Consider the following 24,594-nt stretch of genomic DNA (forward strand, 5'->3'; position numbering starts at 1 on the left):
CCCTGTCAGAACTGGAAGTACAAGAACGGGCTGAACGTCCCGGCCACCGCCACGATCCCGGCGTACGGCGTGAGCACCAGCGCGACGACCTTGACCGACCGCCGGGCCCAGACCGGCGCCTCCTGGAGCCCGTCGATCACCCGGCCGGTCACCCACGTTGCCGGGAGCAACACCGTCGCGAGCACCAGGACGAGCAGCGCGATCCGGTGCCCGGACAGCAGGACGGCGACATCGGGTGCGAGGGTCCAACTCGTGGGGACAACCATTGCCTGCAGCATCTTTCCGGCGGCGGGCAACGACTCGGCCCGGAACAGCACCCAGCCGAAGACGACCAGCAGGAAGGTGATCGCACGCCGCGGCGCGGCCCAGCGGTCGGAGCGGCCGAGCCCGGTCGCGCGCTCGACGATCAGCAGCAGCCCGTGGAACGCGCCCCAGACCACGAACGTCCATGCGGCGCCGTGCCACAGACCGGTGACCAGGAAGACGATGCTGAGATTCCGGTACGTGCGGAACGTCCCGCCGCGGTTGCCGCCGAGCGGCACGTACAGGTAGTCGCGGAACCACCGTGACAGCGACTGGTGCCAGCGGCGCCAGAAGTCGGTCACCGAGATCGCGGAGTACGGCCGGGCGAAGTTCTCCGGCAGCCGCAGGCCGAACATCATGCCGAGCCCGATCGCCATGTCGGAGTACCCGGAGAAGTCGAAGTAGATCTGACCGGTGTACGCGAGCGCGCCGATCCACGCCGTCGCCGTCGACGGATCGCTGCCGGCGAAGGCCGCATCGGCCAGCGGAGCCAGCGAGTCCGCGATCACCACCTTCTTGAACAGGCCCCAGGCGAACCGCGGGAACCCCTCGGCGAAGTCGGCGAACCGGTCGCGCTGCGACTCCCGGAGCTGGTCGGCGATCTCGTGGTAGCGCACGATCGGCCCGGCCACCAGCTGCGGGAACATCGCGATGTAGGTGACGAAGGTCAGCGGGTTGCGCATCGGCAGCCGGACGCCGCGGTAGACGTCGACGACGTACGAGAGGTGGTGGAAGGTGAAGAAGCTGATCCCGATCGGCAGCGCCAGGCTGATGATCCGGGGGTCGCCGAGCCCCAGCCCCTGCGCGATCGAGTGCGCGGCGGTCGAGGCGAAGCCGGCGTACTTCCAGACCGCCAGTACGGCGAGGTCGGCGGCGACCGTCGCCACGACGACGGCCTTCCGGCGTCGCATCGGCAGGGCCCCGATCGCCAACCCCGCGGTGTAGTTGACCGCGATCAGCGCGAGCAGGAGCAGCACGAACTCCTTCCCGCCGACCGCGTAGAAGCCGAGCGAGAAGACCGCGAGCACGCCGTTGCGGGCCCGGTGCGGCAGGATCCAGCTCGCCAGCAGCACCGCGGGCAGGAAGTACCACAGGAAGAGCGGAGCGGCGAAGGACATGGCTGATCTCCCCCCAGGTCGACAGCGGCGGCACCGATGGATACGGGTGGGAGCTGTCGGAAGACGCCCCTTACCCGCTAGATGCTCCGGGAGGGCGGTTGGTTACGAGCTCAGCCTGGCGTGGAGGTCGTCGGCCGTGGGGTGGTCCAGGTCGGTCAGCAGCGTCAGGGCCGACTGCCAGGAGCTGCGGGCGGCGGACTGGTCGCCGAGCTCCCGGTGGACGTCGCCCAGGTTCTGCAGCATCAGCGCCTGGTAGTAGAGGTCGTTCAGCTCGCGGTAGAGCGACAAAGCCCTGCGGTAGCAGGCGATGGCTTCGCCGTACGCCGTCTGGCAGCGATACGTGTAGCCGAGGTGGTCCCACGTGGCGGCCTCGCCGAGCTTGTGGTCGACCTGCTGGTAGAGCCGCTGGGCCTGTTGGCAGTACTGCAGCGCCAGCTCGTACTCGCCGAAGGTGTTGGCGTGCAGCAGGCCCAGTGAGTTCAGCGCGAGGGCCTGGCCCGTCCGGTGGCCAGCTGCCTTGAACAGGTCGGACGCGACGAGGTCGTGCTCGTAGGACTCCTTCAGCCGGTCCTGCTGAGCCAGTACGAAGGCCAGCATGCGTTCGCACCAGGCCTGGGCGACCGGATCGCCCTTGGCCAGGTCCAGTGCGCGCTCTGCCTCGGACTGCGCCTCGGGGAGTCGCTGCTGGCGGGCCAGAGCGTGAGCACGGTAGCGCCGGGCCATCACCTGGGCGGCCGCGTCGCCGGACCGCTCGCAGGCGTAGACCGCCGTACCCATCACGTCGACCCAGGTGTTCCAGAGTCCGCGGCGCTCCAGGTACCCGGTCATGGTTCGGGCCAGGTGTGTCGCGTGCCCGTCGTAGTCACGGCGTACGGCGTGCTCGACCAGGGCGACCAGGTTCGGGCACTCCTGCTCGAACCAGTCGAACGCCTCCTGGTAGCCGCCGAAGCTCAGCGCGTACGGCGTACCGGCGGGCTCGGGCAGGTCGTCCGGGTCGCGGTGCGGGCGAAGCCATTGGTCGCCGGCGTCCGCCGTACGGAGGTAGTAGTCGAGCAGCCGGTGCAGCGGAGCGCGCTCCTCCGCGGCAAGCTCGGTCGCGTAGGTGCGGAGCAGGTCGTGGGCGCAGTAGCGCCCGGGGGAGTGCTGGGTGAGGAGGTGGGCCCGCTCCAGCTCGTCCAGGCAAGGGGCGACGCGGTCGGGCGTCGTACCCGCCAGTGCGGCTGCGGCGTCGACGGAGAGGTCCGGGCCGGGATGAGCGCCGTACAGCTTGAACACCTGGGCGGAGGACACTTTGACGAGCTGGTACGACCAGGAGAAGACCGCGCGGAGGTCGGTCGCCTCGTCCTCCCCGGCGAAGGCGTCCAACCCCTGCCTGGTACGCCGCAGGTCGGTGGCGACCGCTGCGAGCGACCAGGTCGGGTGAGCGGCAGCATGGGCCGCGACGAGCGACAGGGCGAGTGGGAGCCGGGCTGCCAGGTCGATGAGCTCCTGTACTGCGTCCGGCTCGGCCTGCAGACGGTCGCTGCCGAGTGCGCCTTCCAGGAGCGCCGCGGCCTGGTCCCAGCTCATCAGGTCGAGGTTGATCGGGGCAGCTCCTTCCGTGGCCAGCAGACCGGGCAGGGCGTCGCGACTGGTCACCAGGACTCGGCAGGTGTTGCCGCCTGGCAGCAGTGGGCGGACCTGCGCGGCGCTGCGGGCGTTGTCCAGCACGATCAGCATCCGGCGGTCTTTGAGGAGGGTCCGGTAGAGCGCGGACTGCGCAGCCTCGCCCGCGGGGATGCGGCCGGGCACCGGTTGCAGGGCGTCGAGGAAGCCGCGGATGGCGTCAGCGGGGTCGACCAGCTCGCCGGAGGGGTCGAAGCCGCGCAGGTTCACGTACAGCTGGCCGTCCGGGAAGTCGGCGCGCTCGGCCCACTGGACGGCCAGGGCGGTCTTGCCGACCCCGGCAGTGCCGGAGATGACCGCGATCGAGCCGGTCGGGCTCAGCAGGGCCCGGTCGAGCGCCTCCAGTTCCTGCTGCCGGCCGATGAAGGCGCGTCCGACAGCGGGTAGCTGACGTGGGACCGCTTGGTGCGTCGTACGGGCTGGTCGGACGTCTGCAGCGAGTACTGCCCGGTGGAGGCGGCGGAGCGCTGGACCGGGGTCCAGGCCCAGCTCCTCGGCCAGATGCCTGGAGGCCTCGCTGTAAGTGGCCAGGGCGTCCGCCGGCTGACCCGCCCTGATCTGGCTCTGCATGAGCAGGGCCCACAGGGACTCGCGCAGCGGGTAGCGGCTGATCAGGCTGCGCAGCTCCGAGCTGATCTGGTCCCCTTGCTCGAGCCGGGCAGTGAGGAGGAGCTCGGTCGCGCGCAGGCGCTCCTCGGTGAGGGCGGGGACGGCGTCACGGATCAGAGCGCCCGCTGCCAGGCCTGCGAGCGGCTCACCACGCCACAGGTCGAGCGACTCGGTCAGCAGTCGCATGCGCTCGTCAGGATCGGCAGCACTCGTACTGGCCTCGACCAGGTCGCGGAAGCGAGTCACATCGATCTCGGCCGGGTCGACGGTGATGACGTAGCCCGCTGCCTCGGTCCGGATGAGCGGGCGACCCAGCAGAGTGCGCAGGCGGGACATGTAGGTCTGCAGGGCGGCGCGCGGCCGCGCGGGGAGGTCCTCCTCCCACAGCGTGTCCATCAGCTCCTGACCGGCGACCACCCGGTTGGGCTGCAGGAGCAGGGTGGCCAGCAGCACGCGGAGCCGGTTCGCGGCCAGCTCGATCCGCCGGCCGGAGTCGTCGAGGACCTCCACCGGACCGAGCAGCCGGAATTCCATGGCGCCATTGTGACCCCCGCGCGGGCGTGAAAGCGCGGAGAAAGCGTCATGAATGCGCCAACCGGCATGCTCGCCGGGCGAGGAGTCTTCGCGCGCCGGCCCCCGCGGCCGCCGCCGGAGCGCCTCGCCGCGCCTGTAGGGAGGAGCGCTCGCCCGTCAGGGGAGGGGCGAGATCTGGGGGCGCGTGGTGCCGCCGGTCGTTGCCGGCGGCACCACCCGGGCCGGCGTGCGGCGGGGCTTCGGGCCGCCGTACGGCGGGGGGCGGGTACGGCGTACCGGCGGGGTGTACGCCGTTGTCCACAGGTTCGCCCCGCGTGCTGGCCGGGAGTGAGAGTGCGGATACCATGCGTGCTGGACGGACGGAGTCGTGTCGGTCCCTGGGTGGCGCTTGGTCCGCGCTTAGCCTGAGAACCCGGGACCCGAGCGGCGGGAGGGGGCCTGCATGGCGAACAGCATGCTCGGCCGAGACATGGCGGTCGACCTCGGTACGGCGAACACCCTGGTGTACGTCCGGGGTCGTGGCGTCGTGCTGAACGAACCCTCCGTGGTCGCGATCCGGACCGACGAGCCGCGTGAGGCGGTCGCCTTCGGTCAGGAGGCGAAGAAGATGATCGGCCGGACGCCGGGCAACATCACCGCGATCCGCCCGCTCAAGGACGGCGTGATCGCCGACTTCGACGCCGCCGAGCAGATGCTGCGCTACTTCATCCAGCGCGTGCACCGCCGGCGGTACTTCGCCAAGCCGCGGATCGTGGTCTGCGTGCCGTCCGGGATCACCGCGGTCGAGCAGCGCGCGGTCCGCGACGCCGGGTACATGGCCGGCGCCCGCAAGGTCTACATCATCGAGGAGCCGATGGCCGCCGCGCTCGGCTCGAACCTCGAGGTCCGCGACGCCACCGGCAACATGGTGGTCGACATCGGCGGCGGGACCACCGAGGTCGCGGTCATCTCCTTCGGCGGCATCGTCACCAGCCAGTCGATCCGGGTGGCCGGCGACGCCATCGACAAGGCGGTCGTGAACTACTGCAAGAAGGAGTACTCGCTGATGCTCGGCGAGGCCACCTCCGAGCAGATCAAGATGACCATCGGCTCGGCCTTCCCGACCGCCGACGGCCCGGACTCCGAGATCCGCGGCCGGGACATGGTGTCCGGCCTGCCGCGCACGGTGAAGGTCTCCTCGGCCAGCATCCGGCAGGCGATCGAGGAGCCGATCACCGCGATCGTCGACGCGGTCAAGGCGACCCTGGACAAGACGCCGCCCGAGCTGGCCGGTGACATCGTGGACCGCGGCATCGTGCTGACCGGCGGCGGCGCGCTGCTCAAGGGCATGGACGAGCGGCTGCGGCACGAGACCGGCATCCCGATCCACCTCGCGGAGAACCCGCTGGACGCCGTCGTACTCGGTGCCGGCAAGTGCGTCGACAACATCGAGACCCTGAACCGCATCCTCGTCACCGACAACCGCCGCTGATCCCTGGACCCATGCTCAAAGACCTCGGCACCCCCGCGAGAGGCCTGGTCCGTGCCGCCGGGCTGCCCCGCGAGATCCGCCGTCGCCGGACCGTGCTGGTGCTGGTGATCCTGGCCTCGCTGACGCTGATCGTGCTCGACGCGCGCCGGTCGGCCGGTTCACCGGTCGATCCGCTGCGGCACGCCGCGGCGGCCGTTTTCGGCCCGCTGGAGTCCGGCGCGACGTCGGCCCGGCAGCCTGTGGACAACCTGCGCGACCGGTTCGCCGAAGTGGATACCTTGAAGGCAGAGAACGAGAAACTCCAAGCGGAGAACGAGAAACTCACCGAGGAGCTGCGCACCACCGACTACGCCCGCAACCGCGCCGCCGAGCTGGACCGCCTGCTGAAGGTGGCCCCGCAGTACACGGTGACGCCGGCCAGGGTGATCGGGATCGGCAGCGCGCAGAGCTTCAACCACACAGTGACCATCGATGCCGGAACGGCGGACGGGGTGCGGCCGGACATGACAGTACTGAACGGGGACGGGCTGGTGGGCCGCGTCGTGCGGGCGACCGACGCGACCGCCACGGTACTGCTCATCGGCGACCGGAACTCCACCGTCGGCGGCCGGCTGAACTCGACGCTCGCGCTGGGCTTCCTGTCCGGCCGGGGCGAGACGGGCGGCACGATGGACTACAAGCTGGTCGACCTGCGGGCCCGGCCGAAGGTCGGCGACCGGATCGTCACCTGGGGCTCGAGAGGCAACGCGCCGTACGTGCCGGGTGTCCCGATCGGCACCGTCACCACGGTCACGCCGAACCAGGGCACCCTCGGGTCGACGGCGACGGTGAAGCCGTTCGTCGACCCGACCCGGATCGACACCGTCGGCGTGGTCACCGGCCCGCCGGCCCGGCCGCCGCGCGGCACGGTCATGCCCGAGCAGGGGCGCTGACATGATCCCCCTCCGGATCGCGGTCGCCGCGCTGTTCCTGATGGTCGCCGTCACCGTGCAGACCTCGCTGTTGCCGCACATCGCGGTCGCCGGCGTCACCTGCGACCTGGTGATGATCGTCGTGGTCGGCCTCGCGCTGGCCCGCGGACCGGAGTGGGGCGCGATCACCGGCTTCGCCGGCGGACTGATGCTCGACGTCGTGCCGCCCGCCGACCACACAGCCGGCCGTTGGGCGCTCGCGCTGGCTGTTAGCGGGTACGTCGCCGGCCTGATCCGCCGCGAGACCTCGGCCGGACCGGTCGGTCCGGTCGGCGTCGCCGGGACGGTCGTGCTCGGCGCCGCACTGTCGCTGCTGCTGTACTGCGCGACCGGCTCGCTGCTGCACGACCCCGCTGTCGACTGGAACGAGTTCGGCGTCCGCCTCGGCATCGCCGCCGGGTACGACGTGGTCGGCGCGATCGTGGTGATCCCGATCGTGCTCTGGGTGATGCGCCGCGTGCTGCCCGCGCGCGAACGCCGACGAGTCATGCCATGAGTTTCGACAGCTTCAACCCGGCGCCGCTGAAGGCGCGGATGCGCCTGTTCGTGATCGGCGTGCTGGTGTTCTCCTTGTTCTGCACGCTGTTCGGCCGCCTGTGGTACTTGCAGGTCATGGTCGGCGACGACTACGCGAACGCCGCCGACAACAACCGCACCCGGGACGTGCTGACCCCGGCGCCGCGCGGCACGATCGTCGACGCCGCCGGCCGGACGCTGGTCGGCAACCGGGTCTCCCTGGTGATCTCGGTCGACCGGTCGGTGCTGGCGAAGCTGACCGACACGCAGCAGGCGAGCGTGCTCGGCCGGCTCGCGAAGGTGCTGGGCCAGAAGCCGGCCGACCTGACCGCCCGGACCAAGCTCTGCGGCGAGCCGGGCGCGTCCAAGCCGCCGGCCTGTTGGAACGGTTCGCCGTACCAGCCGATCCCGGTGGCCAAGGACGTCAGCGAGCAGGTCGCGATCGAGGTGATGGAACGCCGCGAGGACTTCCCCGGCGTCGCCGCCGAGACCGCCGCGCTGCGCGCCTACCCCTCGCCGTACGGGGTGAACGCGGCGCACATCCTCGGGTACCTGTCGCCGATCACGACCGAGGAGCTCGACAAGATCGACGCCGCCGGGCAGGACCCGGTGCCGCACCGGTCCGATCTCGTCGGCCGTGCCGGCGTCGAGCGCACGTACGACGCGATGCTGCGCGGGGCGCCCGGGCTGAAGACGGTCAGTGTCGACGCGGTCGGGTTCACGACCGGCACGGTGAAGCAGACCGCGCCCGTGCCCGGCTCGACGCTGGTGACGAGCATCGACGCGCGGGTGCAGGCCTCGGTCGAGAAAGAGCTGCGCGGCGCGATCATGACCGCGCGCAAGCAGTACGACAAGATCACCAAGCGGAACTACGTCGCCGACTCGGGCGCCGCGGTGGTGATGGACACCAAGACCGGTCACATCGTCGGCATGGCCAGCTATCCGTCGTACGACCCGGGCGTCTGGGTCGGCGGGATCTCGCAACGCGAGCTCGACGCGCTGTACTCGCCGCAGTCCGGGACGCCGCTGCTGTCGCGGGCGCTGCAGGGGCAGCTCGCGCCGGGATCGACATTCAAGCCGATCACGACGGCGGCCGCGCTGGGCGCCGGGTACAGCCAGAAGACCCGGCTGGACTGCTCGTCGTTCTTCGAGGTCGGCAACCGCCGGTTCAAGAACTACGAGTCCGCGTCGTACGGGATGATCGGGTTCGACCAGGCGCTCGCGCTGTCCTGCGACACCTTCTTCTACCGGATCGCCTACGCCCTGTGGCTCAAGGAGGGCGGCAACTCCGGCGACATCGACGCGCTCGACCCGCTGGTCGAGATGGCGAAGAAGTTCGGCCTCGGCAAGGCGACCGGGATCGACCTGCCCGGCGAGGCGTCCGGGCGGATCGCGGACCGCAAGTGGAAGAAGTCGTACTACGACGCGCAGAAGGACTACTACTGCAAGCTCGCCGACTCGCCTCCCGCGGGGACTTCGTCGTTCCTCAAGCAGTTCTCCCGCGAGTTCTGCGCCGACGGGTACCGCTACCGCGCCGGTGACGCGGTGAACTTCGCGATCGGGCAGGGCGACACCACGCTGACCCCGATCCAGCTCGCGACCGTCTACTCGGCGCTGTCGAACGGCGGCATCCTCTGGGAGCCGCGGGTCGCGCAGAAGGTGATCGGCCCGAACGGCAAGGCCAAGGCGATCCCGAGCACGATCGCCGCCCGGCTGCCGGTCCCGGCCGCCAACCTGCGCTACATCGACAAGGCGCTGCGGGAGACGGTCCGGTCCGGGACGGCGGCCTGGAAGTTCAACGGCTTCCCGCTCGACCAGATCCCGGTCCGCGCGAAGACCGGGACGGCCGAGGTCTACGGCAAGCAGACGACGTCGTGGCTCGCGTCGTACACCGATCGGTACGCCGTGGTGATGATGATCAGCCAGGCCGGTACGGGTTCGGGCGCCTCCGGTACGGCGGTCCGCCACATCTACGAGACGCTCTACAACATCAAGCCGGCCGCGCCGCCCGCTGCGAAGAAGACGCCATGAGCCTGCTGACGATGCGACCGGTCCGGTCGCGGGACCGGCGATCGGCGCTGTGGCAGGCCGACTGGGTCATGGTGCTCGGCGTTCTCGCGCTCGCGTTCCTCGGTGCGCTGCTCGTGTGGTCGGCGACGTACCAGCGGACGTCGTTGACCGACGGACATCCGCAGGCCTACCTGTTCCGCCACGCCTTGAACTTCGCGATCGGCGCGGTCCTCGCGGTCGGCGCCGCGGTCACCGACCACCGCCGGCTGCGCATCCTCGCGCCACTGCTGTACGTCGCGTCGCTGCTCGGGCTGATCCTCGTGCTCGTGCCCGGTGTCGGCGCGGTGATCAACGGCTCGCGCTCGTGGATCGAGCTGCCGTGGATGTCGGTCCAGCCCAGCGAGTTCGCCAAGCTGGCCGTGATCGTCGGCATGGCGCTGCTGATCGCCGAGAAGGGCGAGACCAACCATCGCGAGAACGCCCGCACCATCGACGTCGCCCAGGCGATCGCCGTCGCGGCGATCCCCGTCCTCCTGGTCATGCTGCAGCCGGACCTCGGCACGGTGATGGTCCTCGGCTCGATCGTCTTCGGCATCATCGCGGTCTCCGGCGTCCCCAAGCGCTGGATGCTGGGCCTGGTCACCGCCGCCGTCCTGATCGCGACCCTGGCCATCCAGTTCAACGTCCTGAAGGACTACCAGCTGGCCCGCTTCACCGCCTTCGCGGATCCGTCGCAGGACCCCCAGGGCATCGGCTACAACGTCAACCAGGCCCGCATCGCGATCGGTAACGGCGGCGTCTTCGGCCAGGGCCTGTTCCACGGTTCCCAGACCCAGAACGCCTTCGTCCCCGAACAGCACACCGACTTCGTCTTCACCGTCGCCGGCGAAGAACTGGGCCTGATCGGCGCCGGCGCCATCATCGCCCTGTTCGCCCTCATCCTCTGGCGAGGCCTCCGCATCGCCGTCAACGCCCGCGACGCCTTCGACCGCTTGGTCGCCACCGGCATCGTCTGCTGGTTCGCCTTCCAGGCCTTCGAAAACATCGGCATGACGCTCGGCATCATGCCGGTCACCGGCCTCCCGCTGCCGTTCGTCTCCTACGGCGGCTCGTCGATGTTCGCCGGCCTGCTGGCCATCGGCCTGCTCCAAAACATCCACCTCCGCACCCACGAGATCTGAGCCCGCGGCCGGAGCCCCGCGTCGAGCAGCAACCTCAGCCACAACTGCACACCACCGAAGCCAAAGGTGATCCCCTCACCCACCGGCCCCAAGGTGACGCGTGCTGACTTCTTGCCCAAACAGACCACCTGCAGGTGATAGTCGACGGAGGCAGGCAAGAAGTTCACAGGTGGCACCTACCCGCACCCAACCGCCGAACCCGCAGCCGGCGCCGCGAGGCCCGACCCGCGCGAGCATGCTCGCCGAGCGCCAACCACAGCGCAGTCAGCCGACCAGCAACCTCAGCCCGAGCGCGTGAGCCAACCAGCAACCTCAGCCCGAGCGCGTCAGCCAACCAGCAACCTCAGCCACAGCCCATCCGCCGAGCATCAACCAGTTGACTGAGCTGCGGTCTCCCTAGGCTGCAGGCGTGGCGCTGGCAGGCGGGGATCTCGAGCGGTATCGGCACGAGTTGCGCGTGCACTGCTACCGGATGCTGGGCTCGTTCGACGAAGCCGAGGACCTGGTGCAGGAGACGTTCCTGAAGGCCTGGCGGGCGCGCGACGCCTTCGAAGGCCGATCGAGTGTCCGGTCCTGGCTCTACAAGATCGCGACCAACGCGTGCCTCGACGCTCGCCGGCCACGTCGGATCCTGCCCTCCGATCTCGAGCCTCCGTCCTCGAGGATTCCGGCGCGAGCACCCCGGCCCGAGCTGCCGTGGCTCCAGCCGTTTCCCGACGCTCTGCTCGAACCGCCGGCGCCGCGCGCCGACGAGCCGGACGTGATGGTGATCAGCCGGGAAACGATCGAGCTCGCGTTCCTCGCCGCGATCCAGCACCTGCCACCGCGACAACGCGCCGTGCTGATCCTTCGCGACATCCTCAACTGGCCGGCCGCCGACACGGCCGACCTCCTCGGCCTCTCGGTGGCCGCGGTCAACGCCGCACTCCAACGCGCCCGCCCCGCGCTGCGATCCGGCCTGCCGTCCCACCGCAGCGAATGGACCAGTACGGCGTCCGACGCGGAGCGTGAACTCGTCGACCGCTACATCGACGCCTTCGAGCGATCCGACGCCGACGCGGTCGTCGCGCTGATGCACGTCGACGTGCGCGTCACGATGCCGCCGTTCCCGTTCTGGCTGTCCGGCCGCGACGACGTGCACGCCGCGTTCCTCGACAGTTTCGACCCCGCCTCGCCGCGCCATCCCGGTCACCAGCGGATGCTCCCATTCGCCGCGAACCGGCAGCCTGCCGTCGCGTCGTACCTGCGGCAGCCCGGGGAGGCGTCGTACCGGCCCTTTGGCATCAGCCTGCTCCGGGTCGAGCACGGCCGGATCGCCGAGCTGACCGCCTTCGGCGAGCCGAAGCTGTTCGCGGCGTTCGGCCTGCCCGAGTCTCTGTGACCCAGATCACGACAGCCCATCGATGACTGCGAGCGGCCCTCGCCGTCTACCTGTCCACGCACCACGGTGGTGCGGGACGGCAGCAGACGGAGAACCGACATGCCCAAGCTCATTTCTTTCCTCGGCATCAGCCTCGACGGATTCCACGCCGACAGCAGCGGCGGCTTGGAGTGGCAGACCTTCGGACCGGAGTTCACCGCCTACTCGGTGGAACAGCTCGACGAGGTTGACGCCCTGCTGTTCGGGCGGACGACGTACGACGGCATGGTCCGGTACTGGCCTGAGCAAGCCGGGTCGGACTTCGATCACGGCGTCGCGAGCCGGATGAACGCCATCCGCAAGTACGTCGTTTCCCGGAGCCTCGCGACGGCCGATTGGAACAACACCAGCCTGCTGCGCGAGATCAGTGAGGTCGAAGCGATCGCTGCGGGGAAGGTCGCGATCTTCGGCAGTTCGTCCGTCACCGTCGACCTGATTCGCCGGGGGCTGCTCGACGAACTCCGGCTGATGGTCAACCCCGTCGTCCTCGGCTCCGGGGCGCGACTGCTCGATGGGCTGGATCTCACCGCCTTCACCCTGGCCCGAACGCGCGCGTTCGAGGCCGGTAACGTCCTGCTGACCTACCGCCCGGTGGTCAGCGGCGGTTGAACCACTTGCGGCGGGCCGGCGGAAACGCGATGTCCAGCGAGCCGGTGAGGAAGGCGTCGGTGCTGACGACAGCGCCGGGGAGGGGGACAGCCGTGCCGGCCGGGAGGCAGACGTCGGCCTCGAAGCCGGCGGTGCGGACTCGGGCGACGACGAAGTCCTGGCCGGTCAGCATCGTGGTGCGGCGTTCGGCGTACCGGACGACGCCGTTGAGCAGCGCGAGCGGCTGGACCTCGGCGCCGGTGCCGAACAGGCCGGTGGGGATGAACGACTCGGTGGCCATGCGCGGCGGCGAGATCCAGTCGGGTTCGTAGTGGTCGGGGCGGGGGCCGGGGTCGCCGGTGGACAGGCGGCTGGCGTCCGAGGCGGCGAAGGCTTCCTCGTTGGCGAAGAACTGGGCGTCCGGGGCCAGCGCGACGATGTTGGCAGCGCCGGCGTGCTTGGCGTCGCCGAGAAGGGGGAGCTCTTCCAGCTCAACCGCCACGCGGGTGACCATCTCGCCGTCCTCCAGGACATCGGCGACGGCGGCCTCGTCGCTCTCGCGGTGGATGTCGCCGAGTTGGACGACGCGCTCACCGGCGTACGACGGAGTCACGCGCGTGATGCCACGCTTGCCGCGCGTCAGGAGCAGACGGGCGCCGGACGGGTCTTCCCAGCGCAGCAGTTCGACCCCGTCGGACCCGGCGCCGACGACAGCGGCCTGCGGGCCGATCCGGTCGACCAGGTCGGCGAACGCTTCCGGGGAGTCCACCCCGAGTCCAAGGCAATCCAAGTTCGAAGCCATGGCGACGAGCTTCTCAGCCGAGGTGCAACCGAGCCAGGACATTTCCGCCCGTCGCCCTCACCTTGCACGAACTGTCACACCAACCGCCCGGTCAGGCGTCGAACGTACGGCGGGAGGATTCGATGTGGGCGAGGTAGCGGTGCGTCCAGTCGCACATGCCGCTGACGATCTCGTGCAGGGCCTGGCCTGCTGCCGTGAGCGTGTACTCGACGCGGGGCGGAACGGTCGGGTAGACGGTCCGCTCGACCAGCCCGTAGCGCTCGAGCATGCGCAGGTTCTGGGTGAGCATCTTGTGGCTGATGCCCTCGATCTCGTTGCGCAGTTCGCTGAAGCGCAGCGTCCGGTCGGCGAGCAGCTCGATGATCAGGAACGCCCACTTGTTCGCGATGTCGGAGAAGATCTCCCGCGCGAGCGAGTCCGCGCGGGTGAGATCCGCGTCCTCGGGCGAGCCGCTGTACTGCTTGGTCACCATCTGGTTCCCCGGTCACTCAAAAGTGCGTTCTTCCCTGGCCGTCCATACTCTCCTACGGTTCCTTGGTAACCACAAGAGAGCACGAGAGGCCCCCGGATGAGCATCACTCTGATCAACCCCGCCGAGCTACCGCAGATCGACCTGTACCGCCAGGTGTCGGTCGCAACCGGATCGAGGCTGGTGTTCGTCGCCGGCCAGGTCGCGGTGGACGCCGCCGGTACGACGGTCGGTGCAGGCGATCTCGCCGCCCAGGTCGAGCAGGTGTACCTGAACCTCGGTACGGCGCTCGCGGCGGCCGGCGCCACCTTCGACGACGTCGCGAAGCTGACCGCGTACCTGGTCGACTGGACGCCGGGCAAGATGCCGGCGTTCCTCGAAGGCGCCGGCCGGGCCTTCGCCCAGCTCGGTGTCCAACCGGTCCCGCCGTTCACCGGCATCGGCGTCGCCGCCCTGGCTGCACCAGACCTGCTGGTCGAGATCGAGGCCGTCGCCGTCCTCGACTGAGCCAGGTGGCAGGCCTGACCGCCGCCGAGTCGCGGAGGGCGCTCGACGTCCTGCGAGTTCGCCGCCTGGGCGGCAGCCACTTGTGGCCGGGGCTGTCACGTCCGCGGCTGGTTGCCTGTCTCAGCAGGTGTACGCCGAAGCCCCTCCCGGCGTACGCCGGTGCGTTGGTCCCTCTGGCGTGCCGGCCGCCGCCGGTGCTCGGCGGGCCGGGCCTTCGCCGGGGCGGCGGCGGTCCTGGCCCGACCGGCGGCGAAAGCGGTGACGCCTCTTCCTCGACGCAGGGGGAGAGGCGTCACCTTCATCGGGGCGGGGGAAGGGGCATCACCGTCGTTCGCCGGTGGTGTTCGAAGACGACCGAGCTGCGGATGTCGCCGATCTCCTGGCGTTTGGCCAGTTGCAGGACCAGGTCGCGCAGCGCCTGGGTGTCTTTCACCGCGACGTGGGCGAGGAAGTCCGAGGCGCCCGAGACCATGAACATCTCCAGGGTCTGCGGCAGGCTCTGCACGTAGTCCTGGAACGCGGTCGCCACGGCCATCGCCTGCGGGCGGAGCTTGATCGAGATGATCGCCTGGGTGGACCGGTCGATCGCGTGCAGGTCGACGGCCGCGTGGTAGCCGCTGATCACGCCGCGCTCGCGCAGGCCGCGGATGCGCTCGAGGCACGTGGACGGCGCGATGCCGAGTTCGGCGGCCATGTCGCGGTTGGTGCGGCGTGCGTCGTTCTGCAGGATCCGCAGCAGGGCCGTATCAAGTTCGTCCATGTCGACCAGTTTCCCTGAGCGGCCGAATTTCGTTCGGTTGGCCAGCGCGTACGGCGTACGGATGGCTAGCTTTCAGGCAGATCTGTTGAGCGCGTGGAAGGAGCTCGCCCGATGCTGGCGAACAAGATGGTCGTGGTGATCGCCGCCGAGGCGCCGGTCGGGGTCGCACTGAACACGGCGGCGTTGCTCGGGGTATCGCTCGGGCACCATCACGAGGACGTCGTCGGCGCGCCGGTCGAGGACGCGTCGGGCGCCGTGCACGAGGGGATGTCCGCTCATCCGATCCCGGTACTGCGCGCCTCGGGTGAACAGTTGCGCGACCTCCGTGACCAGGCGGCCGGGCGGGACGGCGTCACCGTGCACGACATGAACCAGGTGGCGCAGCGGTCGCGGACGTACGAGCAGTACACGGCGACGATCGGCGGGACGAAGAAGGAAGACCTCGAGTACTTCGGCCTTGGCTTGTACGGCCCACGCGCCGCGGTCGACTCGCTGACGGGCGCCCTCGCGCTCTACCGCTGAGACTTTGAGCACGGCTCAGCCGCGAAACCGGCGAACAGACGGCTGAGCCGTGCTCAAAGTCAGATCGAGGGGACGATGTGACCAACCGGTCGGCCGCCTCCGAGGACGGGGACCTGACGAAGGGCTGAAGCGGGACCGACGTCGGCGCCGCACTTCTCCAGCAGCGTGAGCGCCAGCGCGGTCGTGGCCCGCGGATTCCCGTCGATGACCTTGACCGCGACGGCGTGACCGTCGGGCGTGGCCATCGCGATGACGCCTTCCGCGCCGCCCTTGGCCAGTACGCCGGGCAGGAGGCGCATCGTGTCGGAGTTGAGGTGCCCGCGCCCGCCGACGTACTCGGGGTACTCGCGCATGGCCGTGGCGACCTGGTGCTCCGCCGTACCGGCAGCGGCCGTCGCGAGCAGGCCGAAGGAGCGGGCCAGGCCGGACAGCGGCATGCCGAGCAGGGGAGCGCCGCAGCCGTCGACGGTGACGACGCCGGTGGTTGCTCCGGTCAACCGTTCGAGCTCGGCGCCGATGATCTTCTGCACCGGCGACGCCGGGTCCAGGTAGTTGCCCGCAGCATCCAAACCGTCAAGCGTGACGGCGGCCGCGAGCATCGCGGCGTGCTTGCCCGAGCAGTTCATCCGTACGGCGTCCGGTGCGGCGCCGGAGCTGATCAGCCGGAGGCGAGTCTCCTCGTCCTCGGGGCGATCCGCCGGGCACCCGAGAGCTGAACGGTCGAGACCGACCGACGTCAGAATCCGGTCGACGACCTGGACATGTCGGTCCTCGCCCGTGTGGCTCCCGGCGGCGATCGCGGTCGCAGGACCGTCCAGTACGGCGCCCGCCACCAACGTCCCGACCGCCTGCAACGGCTTGGCCGTCGAGCGAGGCAGGATCACCGCGTCGACGTCGCCCGCGGCGAAGACCGGCGTACCGGACGGCGACAGCGCGACCGCCATCCCGAAGTGCCGGCTCTCGACGAACCCGTTGCGGACCACCGTGGCGAGCTCGACCACCCCGTCCAGCCCCGGAACACCCTCAGACATGTCGCGAAACGTAGCACCGTTACTAAGGTGAACAGCATGCGGCTCAACCACCAGACGACCGGCCCCGACGACGCGCCCGTAGTACTGCTGGCCTCGTCGCTGGGCACCAACCACGCGATGTGGGCGCCTCAGCTCGACGCCCTGTCGAAGACCTTCCGGGTGGTCGCGTTCGACCACCGCGGCCATGGCGCGTCCGAGGCGCCGGCCGGCCCGTACACGATCGAGGACCTCGGCAACGACGTTCTCGAACTGCTCGACGAGATCGGCGCCGAGCAGGCGTCGTACGTCGGCATCTCGCTCGGCGGCGCCGTCGGCCTCTGGCTCGCGCAGAACGCGCCCGACCGCTTCCACCGCTTCGCCCTGCTCTGCCCGCCGGTCAACGCGGCAGCAAACGCCCAGACCTGGACCGACCGCGCCGCGCAGGTCCGCAAGGAGGGCACCCAGGCGATCACCGAGGCGACGCTCGGGCGCTGGTTCCTTCCCGAGTACGCCGAGGCGCACCCCGAGGAGGTCGAGGTCATCCGCCAGCAGCTCCTCACCACCCCCGACGAGGGCTACGCCGCGTGCTGCGAGGCCCTCAGCACCCTCGACCTCACCCCAGGCTTGGCCGACATCACCGCGCCGGTCCTCGTCATCACCGCCGAGCAGGACACCTCCATCCCGCCGGAAACCGTCATCCCACTCGCCCAGACCATCCCGGGCGCCCACCTCGAAATCCTCGAGAACGCGGCCCACCTGGTCACGTACACCCATCCCGAGCGGATCAACAGCCTCCTCCTCACCCATCTCAGCTGATCCACCGGAGTCGGCCGGCGGTGCTTCTCGCCGCGGCGATGCGGCCGACGGTGCTGCCTTGGGCTGAGGCTGCGTCGGCCGGAAAGAGAAACTCAGAGCCTGCCCGACGCCCCCGGGGGCGCCTCCCCGCTTGCGCGCCGTCCTCGGGGGCGCCTCCGCCGCTTGCGCGCCGCCCCCGGGACTGCCGCCGTTACCTGCCCGCCGTCCTCGGGGCTGCCTCCGCCGCCTGGAGGGTGGCCGTCCGCGGGCTGGAGCCGGCGGATGCGGCCGGAGCGACGCGGCGGCGTTAGGCTGGTAGGCGCCCTGTCCTCGTACGGAAGTGTCGTTGATGACTGTCGAGTCGTTGTTCCCCCGCCTGGAGCCGGTGTTGCCGGGTGTGCAGAAGCCGATTCAGTACGTCGGTGGTGAGCTGAACTCGGTCAGCAAGGACTGGGACGCCGTGAGTGTCCGCTGGGCCCTGATGTACCCGGACGCCTACGAGGTCGCACTGCCGAACCAAGGCGTGCAGATCCTGTACGAAGTGCTGAACGAGCGCGAGCACGTCCTGGCGGAGCGGACCTACTCGGTCTGGCCGGACATGGAGGCGGTGATGCGGGAGCACGACATCCCGCAGTTCACGCTGGACAGCCACCGGCCGGTGAAGGCGTTCGACGTGTTCGGGCTGTCGTTCTCGACCGAGCTCGGGTACACGAACATGCTGACCGCGCTCGACCTGGCCGGGATCCCGCTGTACGCCGTGGACCGGACCGAGGACGACCCGATCGTGCTGGCCGGTGGTCACGCGGCGTTCAACCCCGAGCCGATCGCGGACTTCATCGACGCGGCGGTGCTCGGGGACGGCGAGGAGATCGTGCTCGCGATCACCGAGGTGATCCGCGAGTGGAAGGACGAGGGCAAGCCGGGCGGCCGCGACGAGGTGCTGCTGCGGCTGGCCAAGTCCGGCGGCGTCTACATCCCCAAGTTCTTCACCGTCGAGTACCTGCCCGACGGTCGGATCCAGCGCGTCGCGCCGAACAAGCCGGGCGTGCCCTGGCGGACGGCGAAGCACACCGTGATGGACCTGGACGCCTGGCCGTACCCGAAGAAGCCGCTGGTCCCGCTCGCCGAGACCGTGCACGAGCGCTACTCGGTCGAGATCTTCCGCGGCTGCACGCGCGGCTGCCGGTTCTGCCAGGCCGGGATGATCACCCGCCCGGTCCGCGAGCGCAGCATCACCACGATCGGCGACATGGTCGAGAACGGCCTCAAGCAGTCCGGCTTCGAGGAGGTCGGCCTGCTCAGCCTCAGCTCGGCCGACCACAGCGAGATCGCCGACGTGGCCAAGGGCCTCGGCGACCGGTACGAGGGCAGCAACGTCTCCCTCTCGTTGCCGTCGACCCGGGTCGACGCGTTCAACATCACGCTGGCCAACGAGTTCTCCCGCAACGGCCGGCGCAGCGGTCTGACCTTCGCCCCCGAGGGCGGCTCGGACCGGATGCGCAAGGTGATCAACAAGATGGTCAGCGAGGAGGACCTGATCCGCACGGTCGCGGCGGCGTACAGCCACGGCTGGCGGCAGGTGAAGCTGTACTTCATGTGCGGCCTGCCGACCGAGACCGACGAGGACGTGCTGGCGATCGCGGACCTGGCCAAGCGGGTGATCGCGACCGGCCGTGAGGTCTCCGGGCGCAACGACATCCGCTGCACGGTCTCGATCGGCGGGTTCGTGCCGAAGCCGCACACGCCGTTCCAGTGGGCCTCGCAGCTCGGCGTCGAGGAGACCGACGCGCGGCTGGCCAAGCTCGGCGCGGCGATCCGGTCCGACCGCAAGTACGCGAAGGCGATCGGCTTCCGGTACCACGACGGCAAGCCCGGCATCATCGAGGGCCTGCTGTCCCGCGGCGACCGCCGGGTCGGGCGGATCATCGAGGCGGTCTGGCGCGACGGCGGCCGCTTCGACGGCTGGAGCGAGCACTTCTCGTACGAGCGGTGGCTGGACTGTGCCGACAAGGCGCTGGCCGACGAGCCGGTCGACCTGGCCTGGTACACCACCCGCGAGCGCGAGTACGCCGAGGTGCTGCCCTGGGACCACCTGGACTCCGGTCTGGACCGCGACTGGCTCTGGGAGGACTGGCAGGACGCCCTCGAGGAGGACGGCGCGATCGAGGTCGAGGACTGCCGCTGGACCCCGTGCTTCGACTGCGGCGTCTGCCCGCAGATGGGCACCGAGATCCAGATCGGCCCCACGGGCAAGAAGCTGCTCCCGCTGTCAGTCGTCTGAGCGCCTGTACGCCGTCAGGCGGCTGAGCCGACGGCGTACAGCGTTTCGCTGAGCGACTGTTCGGCGGCGCTCGCCAGCACGAGGCCGTCCATGGTCGCCGGATCGACGTACGGGTTGGGAATCCCAACGGTCCGCATCCCGGCTGCTGCTGCCGCGACGATCCCGTGCGGGGTGTCCTCGACGGCCAGCGCCGCTCGCCCTGGCACCCCGAGCCGTGACAGCGCGAGGTGGTAGACCGCCGGGTCCGGCTTGTGCCCGTCGACCTCGTCGCCGGTCGTCACGACGTCGAACAGCTCCAGCGCGCCGACCCGCTCCAGGTGGCCCACCACCCACTTCCGGGGCGAGCTGCTCGCGATCCCGACCCGAAGGCCCAGTTCACGGGCCTCCAGCAACCAGTCGCGAATCCCCGGCCGGAAGTCCATCGAGGCGTGCATCCGATCGCGATGAGCCGTCCGCCGCGCATGGCTCGCGTCCCGGTCGAAGCCGGGGACGAGCTCGGCCAGCCGCGCGTACCGGACCGTGCTGGTGTCCCCGCCGTGCCCCGGCCAGAAGTCGTCCTCGAGGTCGAGCTCCAGCCCGTGGTGCGCCCACTCGGCGATCCAGCTCTCGACCATCGTCGTCTCGGTGTCCATCAGCAGCCCGTCGAAGTCGAACACCACCGCCTCGACCTCGACGTCGCTCAGCAGCCGCAGCCCGAGCCGGTGGATCTCGCGCGGCGTCAGTCCGCACCCCGCCAGATAAGCCCGTACGCCGCCGTACCGCCGATCCACGTGCTCGAGCGCCGCCAGGATCGTCGAAGGCAGCGACCGCCACAGCACTTCCGCCGTCGCACGTTCTGCCTCAGGCAAAGCGGCGATCCGCTCCGGAATCCTCAGGTTCGCCTCGCTGACCGCGAAGTCCTCGGCGATGACCTCCCGCGGTACGCCGGCCAGCTCCTGCAGCAGCGCGACCAGCAGCCCGGTCCGGTCCTTGCCCGACTTGCAGTGCACCACGACGGCCGTGTCCAGCGGGACGGCCGCGATCGCGCGGTACGCCTGCAGGATCTGCCCGGTGTTGCGGTCGAGGCTGCCGCGGTAGATGTCGGCCATCAGCGGCTCGTCCTCGGCGACCCGCCGCTGGTCAGCGACCGGATCGATCCAAGGGATCCGCCGGTACGCCGGGTCGCCGTCGAGCGGATGGGGCTCGGTCAGCTCCCAGTCCGACCGGAGGTCGAGCACGAGCCCCGCCTGCACACCCCGAAAAGCGGCCCAGCCGTCGGAGTCCAGCTGGTGCAGGGAGTCGGTCCGGATCAGCCCGGCGCGCGTCGTACCGCCGTACCGGGTGGGCAGGCCGGCCAGGTCGCGGGTGTTCAGGCATCCGTTCCAGGTCAGGTCCGTCACCCAGGTCAGCCTATGACACCTCCGAGGGACTCGTACTCGCGCCAGGAGGTGCCGTCCCACGCCTTGTGATGCATCGCCCGATCGGCCCCGACCACGAACACGTCGAGCAACCCAGGCCCACGCGAGACCACCGATCCAGCCGGCCGGGGCCGGGCGATCACCGTGACCTCGCCGAGCCAGCCGGCGAGCGCCGCCGCGTTCATCCGCAGGATCTCCGCGGCCAGCGGCCAGTTCAGCGTGCTCAACGTGTCGTTGGCCGAGTGGATGTTGCCGTTGGCACTGTCCGCGCCCTCGATGGTCAGCAGCGCCGGCATGCCCGCGTTGATGAACGGCACGTGGTCGCTCGCGAACGGGTTGAACGAGGTCTCCACCTTCAGGCTCGTGTACGTCGCCGCGGCCGCGGTCAGATCGCTCACCTGCGCCGACGACACGGCCGCCCCTTCGAGCAGGACGGTCGGCGTGGAGGTGTTCCTCGACGCGATCATGTCCATGTTGAGCACCGCGCGGACGCGCGCGCGGTCCGCGGCCGGCAGCGCGGCGACGTACTGCTTGCTGCCGTGCAGTCCCTGCTCCTCACCGCCGAACAGGATCAGCCGTACGTCGTGCTGCCAGCGTCGCGTCGCCAGGACCCGCCCCAGCTCCAGTACGCCGGCCGAACCGCTGCCGTTGTCGTCGGCGCCGGGCGCGGAGGAGGCCGGTCCACCGGCGTGGTTGATCGAGTCGAGGTGCGCGGTGATCAGCACGAGCCCCCGGGGCCCGGGACCGGAACCGGCGCGATCGCCGACCAGGTTCTCGGAACGACCGGCGCCGACCGTGATCGGCATCCGGGTCGTCGAGTAGCCGAGGGCAACCATCTTCGCGGCGGCGAAGTCGACCGCCTGGGTGTACGTCGCGCTGAGCGAGTGCCGGGTCGGCAGGTTCGCGAGCCAGGTGACGTCGGCCTGGTACGCCGCGGGGGAGAGCTGGGCGAGCAGATCGGAGACAGTGCGCTCAACCCGTTGCGCCCCGAGGGGAGGGACGTCAACGACGACCCCGGGACGCAACGGTTCGACTCGCCAGTGGTGGTTGGACCGGCGCCGAGGCTTGTCGGCGGCCGAGATCACCAACTGACGGCCGTGGTCGAGCAGGGGGACGATGTCGGGGTAGTCGTCCTGGAACGACCTCCCGACCTGCGTGACGAGGAGCAGACCCGGGACGGTCCGCGACGCGCGGCCGAGGCGTTGCGCGGCCGCGCACCACAAGATGGTCCGGTCGCCGAACCGGGCCGCCCGCTGGGCGTCCGCGGCTTCCGCGGCCGGTACGACGAGGTAACGCACTGGATCGGTCACAACATCCCCCAAGGGCTTACTGCCAGGCGAGTTCGAGGCGGTCGGCCGTCGCGCTGACCACGAGGGCCGAGCCGGTGGCGCCGCGGGCGATCACGCCGGACGGCTCCCACTGGCCGAGGTGCTCCTCGGGGGCGTCGCCGCGGCCGATCAGGCGCTCGACGAAGGTCCCGTCGGCGCGGAACTCCACCCCCCGCCGGCCACGGGCCGGCGGGAAGGCGAAGTCGTCGCGGCGGTAGACGCTGATCCCGTCGTGGTCCTCCTCGAAGGAGTGCGTCCACCGCCCGACCACCAGGTCGGGGCTCAGGTCGGCACCACCTCTCCGATGGTTGCCGCTGGCATCATCATTGGCGTGGCGCCCGGTGCGGGGGCCGGCAGCGTGACCTTGAAGTCGCTGATGATTCCGCCGAGGCCTTCGTAGCCGGTGGCCGACGGTCCCCAGGCGGTCCCGTCCCACCACTTGTGGTAGAGCCCGCCGTCGGTCCCGACCACGAACACGTCCAGCCGGTCGCTGTCCCACGCGGTCACCCGCGGGTCGTCGACGCAGATGCCGCCGAGGTACTCGAACCCCGACCACGCCGTACCGTCGTACCACTGGTGGTAGAGCGCCGAGTCGGTGCCGAGCACGAACACGTCCAGCCGGTCCGGACCCCACGAGACCGCCGTCGGGGCGCTCGCGCAGATGCCGCCGAGCGATGCCCAGCCGGACCACGCCGTGCCGTTCCAGGACTGGTGGTAGAGCGCCGAGTCGGTGCCGAGCACGAACAGGTCGATCCGGTCCGGGCCCCACGAGACCGCGGTCGGCGGGCTGGTGCAGATGCCGCCGAGGGACTCGAAGCCCGACCACGCCGAGCCGTCCCACCACTTGTGCCACACGGCGTTGTCGGTGCCGAGCACGAAGACGTCGAGCCGGTCCGGACCCCACGAGACCACCTGCGGCGGGCTCATGCAGACGCCGCCGAGGTACTCGTAGCCGTTCCACGCCGAGCCGTCCCACCACTTGTGGTAGATCGCGCGGTCGGTGCCGAGCACGAACAGGTCGAGCCGGTCCGGTCCCCAGGTCGCGACCCGCGGCGGGCTCATGCAGATCCCGCCGAGCGCCTCGTAGCCGGTGGCCGACGGTTGCCAGGCCGAGCCGTCCCAGGCCTTGTGGTACACGCCGTGGTCCGTCCCGAGGACGAACGCGTCCAGCCGGTCCGGTCCCCAGGACGCCACTTCCGGAGCACTCATGCAGACACCACCCATGTACTCGTACCCGCCGACCGACGGTCCCCAGGCCGATCCGTCCCACCACTTGTGGTACATCGCGCGGTCCGTGCCGAGCACGAACGCGTCCAGCCGGTCGCTGCTCCACGACACCGCCGGTCCGGCCGGCACCGGCGTACCGGAGTCCTCGTACGTCGCGATGAGGTCGGTCCGGACGGTGTCGAGACAGGCCTCCATCCGGGCGACCTGGTCGTTGGTGAACATCACCATGCCGCGGTCGTCGGTGTAGTCCATGTAGTTCACGAACAGGTCGCCGTTCGGCCCGTTGCTGCAGGACAGCTTCGGGAACGCCGGTACGCCGAAGTTCGGGCCGCCCTGGTTCGGGGTGTCGGCGACCTCGTCGCTGCCGGAGCAGCCCGAGCCGTCGTCGCCCCAGATGTGGAACAGGTTCAGGTAGTGGCCGATCTCGTGCGTCGTGGTCCGGCCCAGGTCGAACGGCGCGGCCGCCGTACCGGTGGTGCCGAACCCGCTGTGCAGGATGACGACGCCGTCGGTCTCGGCCGGTCCGCCCGGGAACTGCGCGTAGCCGAGCAGGCCGCCGCCGAGCTGGGTGACCCAGATGTTCAGGTAGCGGTCGGTCGGCCACGGGTCGACGCCGCCGGTCGCGGACGACTTGACCTGGTCGTCGTGCGTGAACGACGTCTTGCTCGTCTGGGTCCGGGTGACGCCGGTGGTCGGGTTGCCGTTCGGGTCCTCGGTGGCGAGGAAGAACTCGATCCGCGAGTCGGCGACCAGGCCGGTGAACGGGGCCGGGACGAACCCGAGGTCGGTGTTGGCGGCGCGGAAGTCGCGGTTCAGGACGTCGAGCTGACTGTCGATCTGCGCCTGCGAGACGTTCTGCGCGGGCTGGTTCCACACGACGTGGACGACGACCGGGATCTTCGCGACGCCGGCGAACCGGTGCTGGTCGGCGACGTACTGCGTGGTGGCGTTCTCCAGAGCGGAGCGGGCCGCGGCGTACGCCGGATCGCTGGACAGCAGCCGCCGGTGAACGTCCATCACCCCACAACTACGCCGCGAAGGCCGCTCCACATCACCCCCGGACCCGTTGGTGTCGGAGGGTCCACCGAACATCCCGCCCGGCATCCCACC

The 24,594-nt window shown here is 70.3% G+C and carries 21 protein-coding genes; 11 read left to right on the forward strand and 10 right to left on the reverse strand.

The features are described from left to right. Positions 1 to 5: 5 nt before the first annotated feature. Together ABD235_RS00530 and ABD235_RS00535 are read right to left on the reverse strand one after the other, a co-directional pair. Positions 6 to 1,421: an MBOAT family O-acyltransferase gene (locus ABD235_RS00530; protein ID WP_344167541.1), complete on the reverse strand. Its 1,416-nt coding sequence runs from the start codon at positions 1,419 to 1,421 to the stop codon at positions 6 to 8. A gap of 102 nt (positions 1,422 to 1,523) precedes the next feature. Then, on the reverse strand, positions 1,524 to 4,229 hold the full coding sequence (locus ABD235_RS00535) for an AfsR/SARP family transcriptional regulator (RefSeq protein ID WP_344167544.1): 2,706 nt from the start codon (positions 4,227 to 4,229) through the stop codon (positions 1,524 to 1,526). Positions 4,230 to 4,671: 442 nt separating this feature from the next. Here ABD235_RS00535 and mreB point away from each other — a divergent pair, with 442 nt between their 5' ends. The 7 genes from mreB to ABD235_RS00570 all read left to right on the forward strand — a co-directional run bounded on the left by mreB (position 4,672) and on the right by ABD235_RS00570 (position 12,407). Next, on the forward strand, positions 4,672 to 5,700 hold the full coding sequence (gene mreB / locus ABD235_RS00540) for a rod shape-determining protein (protein ID WP_344167547.1): 1,029 nt from the start codon (positions 4,672 to 4,674) through the stop codon (positions 5,698 to 5,700). Between the two features lie 11 nt (positions 5,701 to 5,711). Further along, the gene (gene mreC, locus ABD235_RS00545; RefSeq protein WP_344167550.1) at positions 5,712 to 6,632 is read left to right on the forward strand and encodes a rod shape-determining protein MreC; all 921 of its coding nucleotides are present in this window, start codon (positions 5,712 to 5,714) and stop codon (positions 6,630 to 6,632) included. A 1-nt stretch (position 6,633) separates the two neighbouring features. Next, positions 6,634 to 7,167 (forward strand): rod shape-determining protein MreD, encoded by a 534-nt coding sequence (gene mreD / locus ABD235_RS00550; protein WP_344167553.1) that lies wholly within the window; start codon positions 6,634 to 6,636, stop codon positions 7,165 to 7,167. Continuing rightward, positions 7,164 to 9,218, forward strand: coding sequence for a penicillin-binding protein 2 (gene mrdA, locus ABD235_RS00555; RefSeq protein ID WP_344167555.1), 2,055 nt, complete (start codon positions 7,164 to 7,166; stop codon positions 9,216 to 9,218). The genes mreD and mrdA overlap by 4 nt, the downstream gene beginning before the upstream one ends. Beyond that, entirely contained in the window at positions 9,215 to 10,378 is a 1,164-nt protein-coding gene (gene rodA / locus ABD235_RS00560; RefSeq protein WP_344167558.1) for a rod shape-determining protein RodA, read from the forward strand. Before mrdA ends, rodA begins: the two co-directional genes overlap by 4 nt. 409 nt (positions 10,379 to 10,787) lie before the next feature. Then, positions 10,788 to 11,759, forward strand: coding sequence for a sigma-70 family RNA polymerase sigma factor (locus ABD235_RS00565; RefSeq protein ID WP_344167561.1), 972 nt, complete (start codon positions 10,788 to 10,790; stop codon positions 11,757 to 11,759). A gap of 99 nt (positions 11,760 to 11,858) precedes the next feature. Continuing rightward, positions 11,859 to 12,407: a dihydrofolate reductase family protein gene (locus ABD235_RS00570; RefSeq protein WP_344167564.1), complete on the forward strand. Its 549-nt coding sequence runs from the start codon at positions 11,859 to 11,861 to the stop codon at positions 12,405 to 12,407. On the opposite strand, the gene ABD235_RS00575 is transcribed toward ABD235_RS00570, so the two are convergent. Further along, on the reverse strand, positions 12,394 to 13,155 hold the full coding sequence (locus ABD235_RS00575) for a hypothetical protein (RefSeq protein WP_344167567.1): 762 nt from the start codon (positions 13,153 to 13,155) through the stop codon (positions 12,394 to 12,396). The genes ABD235_RS00570 and ABD235_RS00575 overlap by 14 nt on opposite strands. A gap of 124 nt (positions 13,156 to 13,279) precedes the next feature. After that, positions 13,280 to 13,660 carry a winged helix-turn-helix transcriptional regulator gene (locus ABD235_RS00580; protein ID WP_344167570.1) on the reverse strand — a complete coding sequence of 127 codons (381 nt, stop codon included), beginning with the start codon at positions 13,658 to 13,660 and terminating at the stop codon, positions 13,280 to 13,282. A gap of 96 nt (positions 13,661 to 13,756) precedes the next feature. Here ABD235_RS00580 and ABD235_RS00585 point away from each other — a divergent pair, with 96 nt between their 5' ends. Next, complete coding sequence (locus ABD235_RS00585; protein ID WP_344167573.1) at positions 13,757 to 14,164, forward strand: RidA family protein; 408 nt, start codon at positions 13,757 to 13,759, stop codon at positions 14,162 to 14,164. A gap of 298 nt (positions 14,165 to 14,462) precedes the next feature. Here ABD235_RS00585 and ABD235_RS00590 read toward each other — a convergent pair whose 3' ends face one another. Continuing rightward, complete coding sequence (locus ABD235_RS00590; RefSeq protein WP_344167576.1) at positions 14,463 to 14,924, reverse strand: Lrp/AsnC family transcriptional regulator; 462 nt, start codon at positions 14,922 to 14,924, stop codon at positions 14,463 to 14,465. Positions 14,925 to 15,035: 111 nt separating this feature from the next. On the opposite strand from ABD235_RS00590, the gene ABD235_RS00595 reads away from it, so the two are divergent. Continuing rightward, the gene (locus tag ABD235_RS00595; RefSeq protein ID WP_344167579.1) at positions 15,036 to 15,446 is read left to right on the forward strand and encodes a DUF2000 domain-containing protein; all 411 of its coding nucleotides are present in this window, start codon (positions 15,036 to 15,038) and stop codon (positions 15,444 to 15,446) included. Between the two features lie 59 nt (positions 15,447 to 15,505). Here the strand turns inward: ABD235_RS00595 and ABD235_RS00600 are convergent, their stop codons facing one another. Further along, positions 15,506 to 16,477, reverse strand: coding sequence for an asparaginase (locus ABD235_RS00600; RefSeq protein WP_344167582.1), 972 nt, complete (start codon positions 16,475 to 16,477; stop codon positions 15,506 to 15,508). 36 nt (positions 16,478 to 16,513) lie between these two features. Here ABD235_RS00600 and pcaD point away from each other — a divergent pair, with 36 nt between their 5' ends. Together pcaD and ABD235_RS00610 are read left to right on the forward strand one after the other, a co-directional pair. Continuing rightward, positions 16,514 to 17,272, forward strand: coding sequence for a 3-oxoadipate enol-lactonase (pcaD, locus tag ABD235_RS00605; protein WP_344167585.1), 759 nt, complete (start codon positions 16,514 to 16,516; stop codon positions 17,270 to 17,272). A 328-nt stretch (positions 17,273 to 17,600) separates the two neighbouring features. Next, positions 17,601 to 19,532 carry a TIGR03960 family B12-binding radical SAM protein gene (locus ABD235_RS00610; RefSeq protein ID WP_344167588.1) on the forward strand — a complete coding sequence of 644 codons (1,932 nt, stop codon included), beginning with the start codon at positions 17,601 to 17,603 and terminating at the stop codon, positions 19,530 to 19,532. Positions 19,533 to 19,546: 14 nt separating this feature from the next. Here the strand turns inward: ABD235_RS00610 and ABD235_RS00615 are convergent, their stop codons facing one another. From ABD235_RS00615 to ABD235_RS00630, 4 genes are read right to left on the reverse strand one after another with little or no spacing between them, the layout of a single operon-like run. After that, positions 19,547 to 20,911 carry an HAD-IA family hydrolase gene (locus ABD235_RS00615; RefSeq protein ID WP_344167591.1) on the reverse strand — a complete coding sequence of 455 codons (1,365 nt, stop codon included), beginning with the start codon at positions 20,909 to 20,911 and terminating at the stop codon, positions 19,547 to 19,549. Between the two features lie 5 nt (positions 20,912 to 20,916). Continuing rightward, positions 20,917 to 22,239, reverse strand: coding sequence for a M28 family metallopeptidase (locus ABD235_RS00620; RefSeq protein WP_344167594.1), 1,323 nt, complete (start codon positions 22,237 to 22,239; stop codon positions 20,917 to 20,919). A gap of 16 nt (positions 22,240 to 22,255) precedes the next feature. Then, positions 22,256 to 22,528 (reverse strand): hypothetical protein, encoded by a 273-nt coding sequence (locus ABD235_RS00625; protein ID WP_344167597.1) that lies wholly within the window; start codon positions 22,526 to 22,528, stop codon positions 22,256 to 22,258. An 11-nt stretch (positions 22,529 to 22,539) separates the two neighbouring features. Continuing rightward, positions 22,540 to 24,501: a DUF8189 domain-containing protein gene (locus ABD235_RS00630; protein WP_344167600.1), complete on the reverse strand. Its 1,962-nt coding sequence runs from the start codon at positions 24,499 to 24,501 to the stop codon at positions 22,540 to 22,542. Positions 24,502 to 24,594: the final 93 nt, after the last annotated feature.

Origin of the sequence: Kribbella lupini, assembly GCF_039529595.1 — a bacterium.
GTDB lineage: Bacteria > Actinomycetota > Actinomycetes > Propionibacteriales > Kribbellaceae > Kribbella > Kribbella lupini.

What these genes read in the sequence shown, in the direction of transcription:
- ABD235_RS00530 (WP_344167541.1), bottom strand. Translation starts at nt 1,421, where the DNA reads ATGTCCTTCGCCGCTCCGCTCTTCCTGTGGTACTTCCTGCCCGCGGTG.
- ABD235_RS00535 (WP_344167544.1), bottom strand. Translation starts at nt 4,229, where the DNA reads ATGGAATTCCGGCTGCTCGGTCCGGTGGAGGTCCTCGACGACTCCGGC.
- mreB (WP_344167547.1), top strand. Translation starts at nt 4,672, where the DNA reads ATGGCGAACAGCATGCTCGGCCGAGACATGGCGGTCGACCTCGGTACG.
- mreC (WP_344167550.1), top strand. Translation starts at nt 5,712, where the DNA reads ATGCTCAAAGACCTCGGCACCCCCGCGAGAGGCCTGGTCCGTGCCGCC.
- mreD (WP_344167553.1), top strand. Translation starts at nt 6,634, where the DNA reads ATGATCCCCCTCCGGATCGCGGTCGCCGCGCTGTTCCTGATGGTCGCC.
- mrdA (WP_344167555.1), top strand. Translation starts at nt 7,164, where the DNA reads ATGAGTTTCGACAGCTTCAACCCGGCGCCGCTGAAGGCGCGGATGCGC.
- rodA (WP_344167558.1), top strand. Translation starts at nt 9,215, where the DNA reads ATGAGCCTGCTGACGATGCGACCGGTCCGGTCGCGGGACCGGCGATCG.
- ABD235_RS00570 (WP_344167564.1), top strand. Translation starts at nt 11,859, where the DNA reads ATGCCCAAGCTCATTTCTTTCCTCGGCATCAGCCTCGACGGATTCCAC.
- ABD235_RS00580 (WP_344167570.1), bottom strand. Translation starts at nt 13,660, where the DNA reads ATGGTGACCAAGCAGTACAGCGGCTCGCCCGAGGACGCGGATCTCACC.
- ABD235_RS00585 (WP_344167573.1), top strand. Translation starts at nt 13,757, where the DNA reads ATGAGCATCACTCTGATCAACCCCGCCGAGCTACCGCAGATCGACCTG.
- ABD235_RS00590 (WP_344167576.1), bottom strand. Translation starts at nt 14,924, where the DNA reads ATGGACGAACTTGATACGGCCCTGCTGCGGATCCTGCAGAACGACGCA.
- ABD235_RS00595 (WP_344167579.1), top strand. Translation starts at nt 15,036, where the DNA reads ATGCTGGCGAACAAGATGGTCGTGGTGATCGCCGCCGAGGCGCCGGTC.
- ABD235_RS00600 (WP_344167582.1), bottom strand. Translation starts at nt 16,477, where the DNA reads ATGTCTGAGGGTGTTCCGGGGCTGGACGGGGTGGTCGAGCTCGCCACG.
- pcaD (WP_344167585.1), top strand. Translation starts at nt 16,514, where the DNA reads ATGCGGCTCAACCACCAGACGACCGGCCCCGACGACGCGCCCGTAGTA.
- ABD235_RS00610 (WP_344167588.1), top strand. Translation starts at nt 17,601, where the DNA reads ATGACTGTCGAGTCGTTGTTCCCCCGCCTGGAGCCGGTGTTGCCGGGT.
- ABD235_RS00630 (WP_344167600.1), bottom strand. Translation starts at nt 24,501, where the DNA reads ATGGACGTTCACCGGCGGCTGCTGTCCAGCGATCCGGCGTACGCCGCG.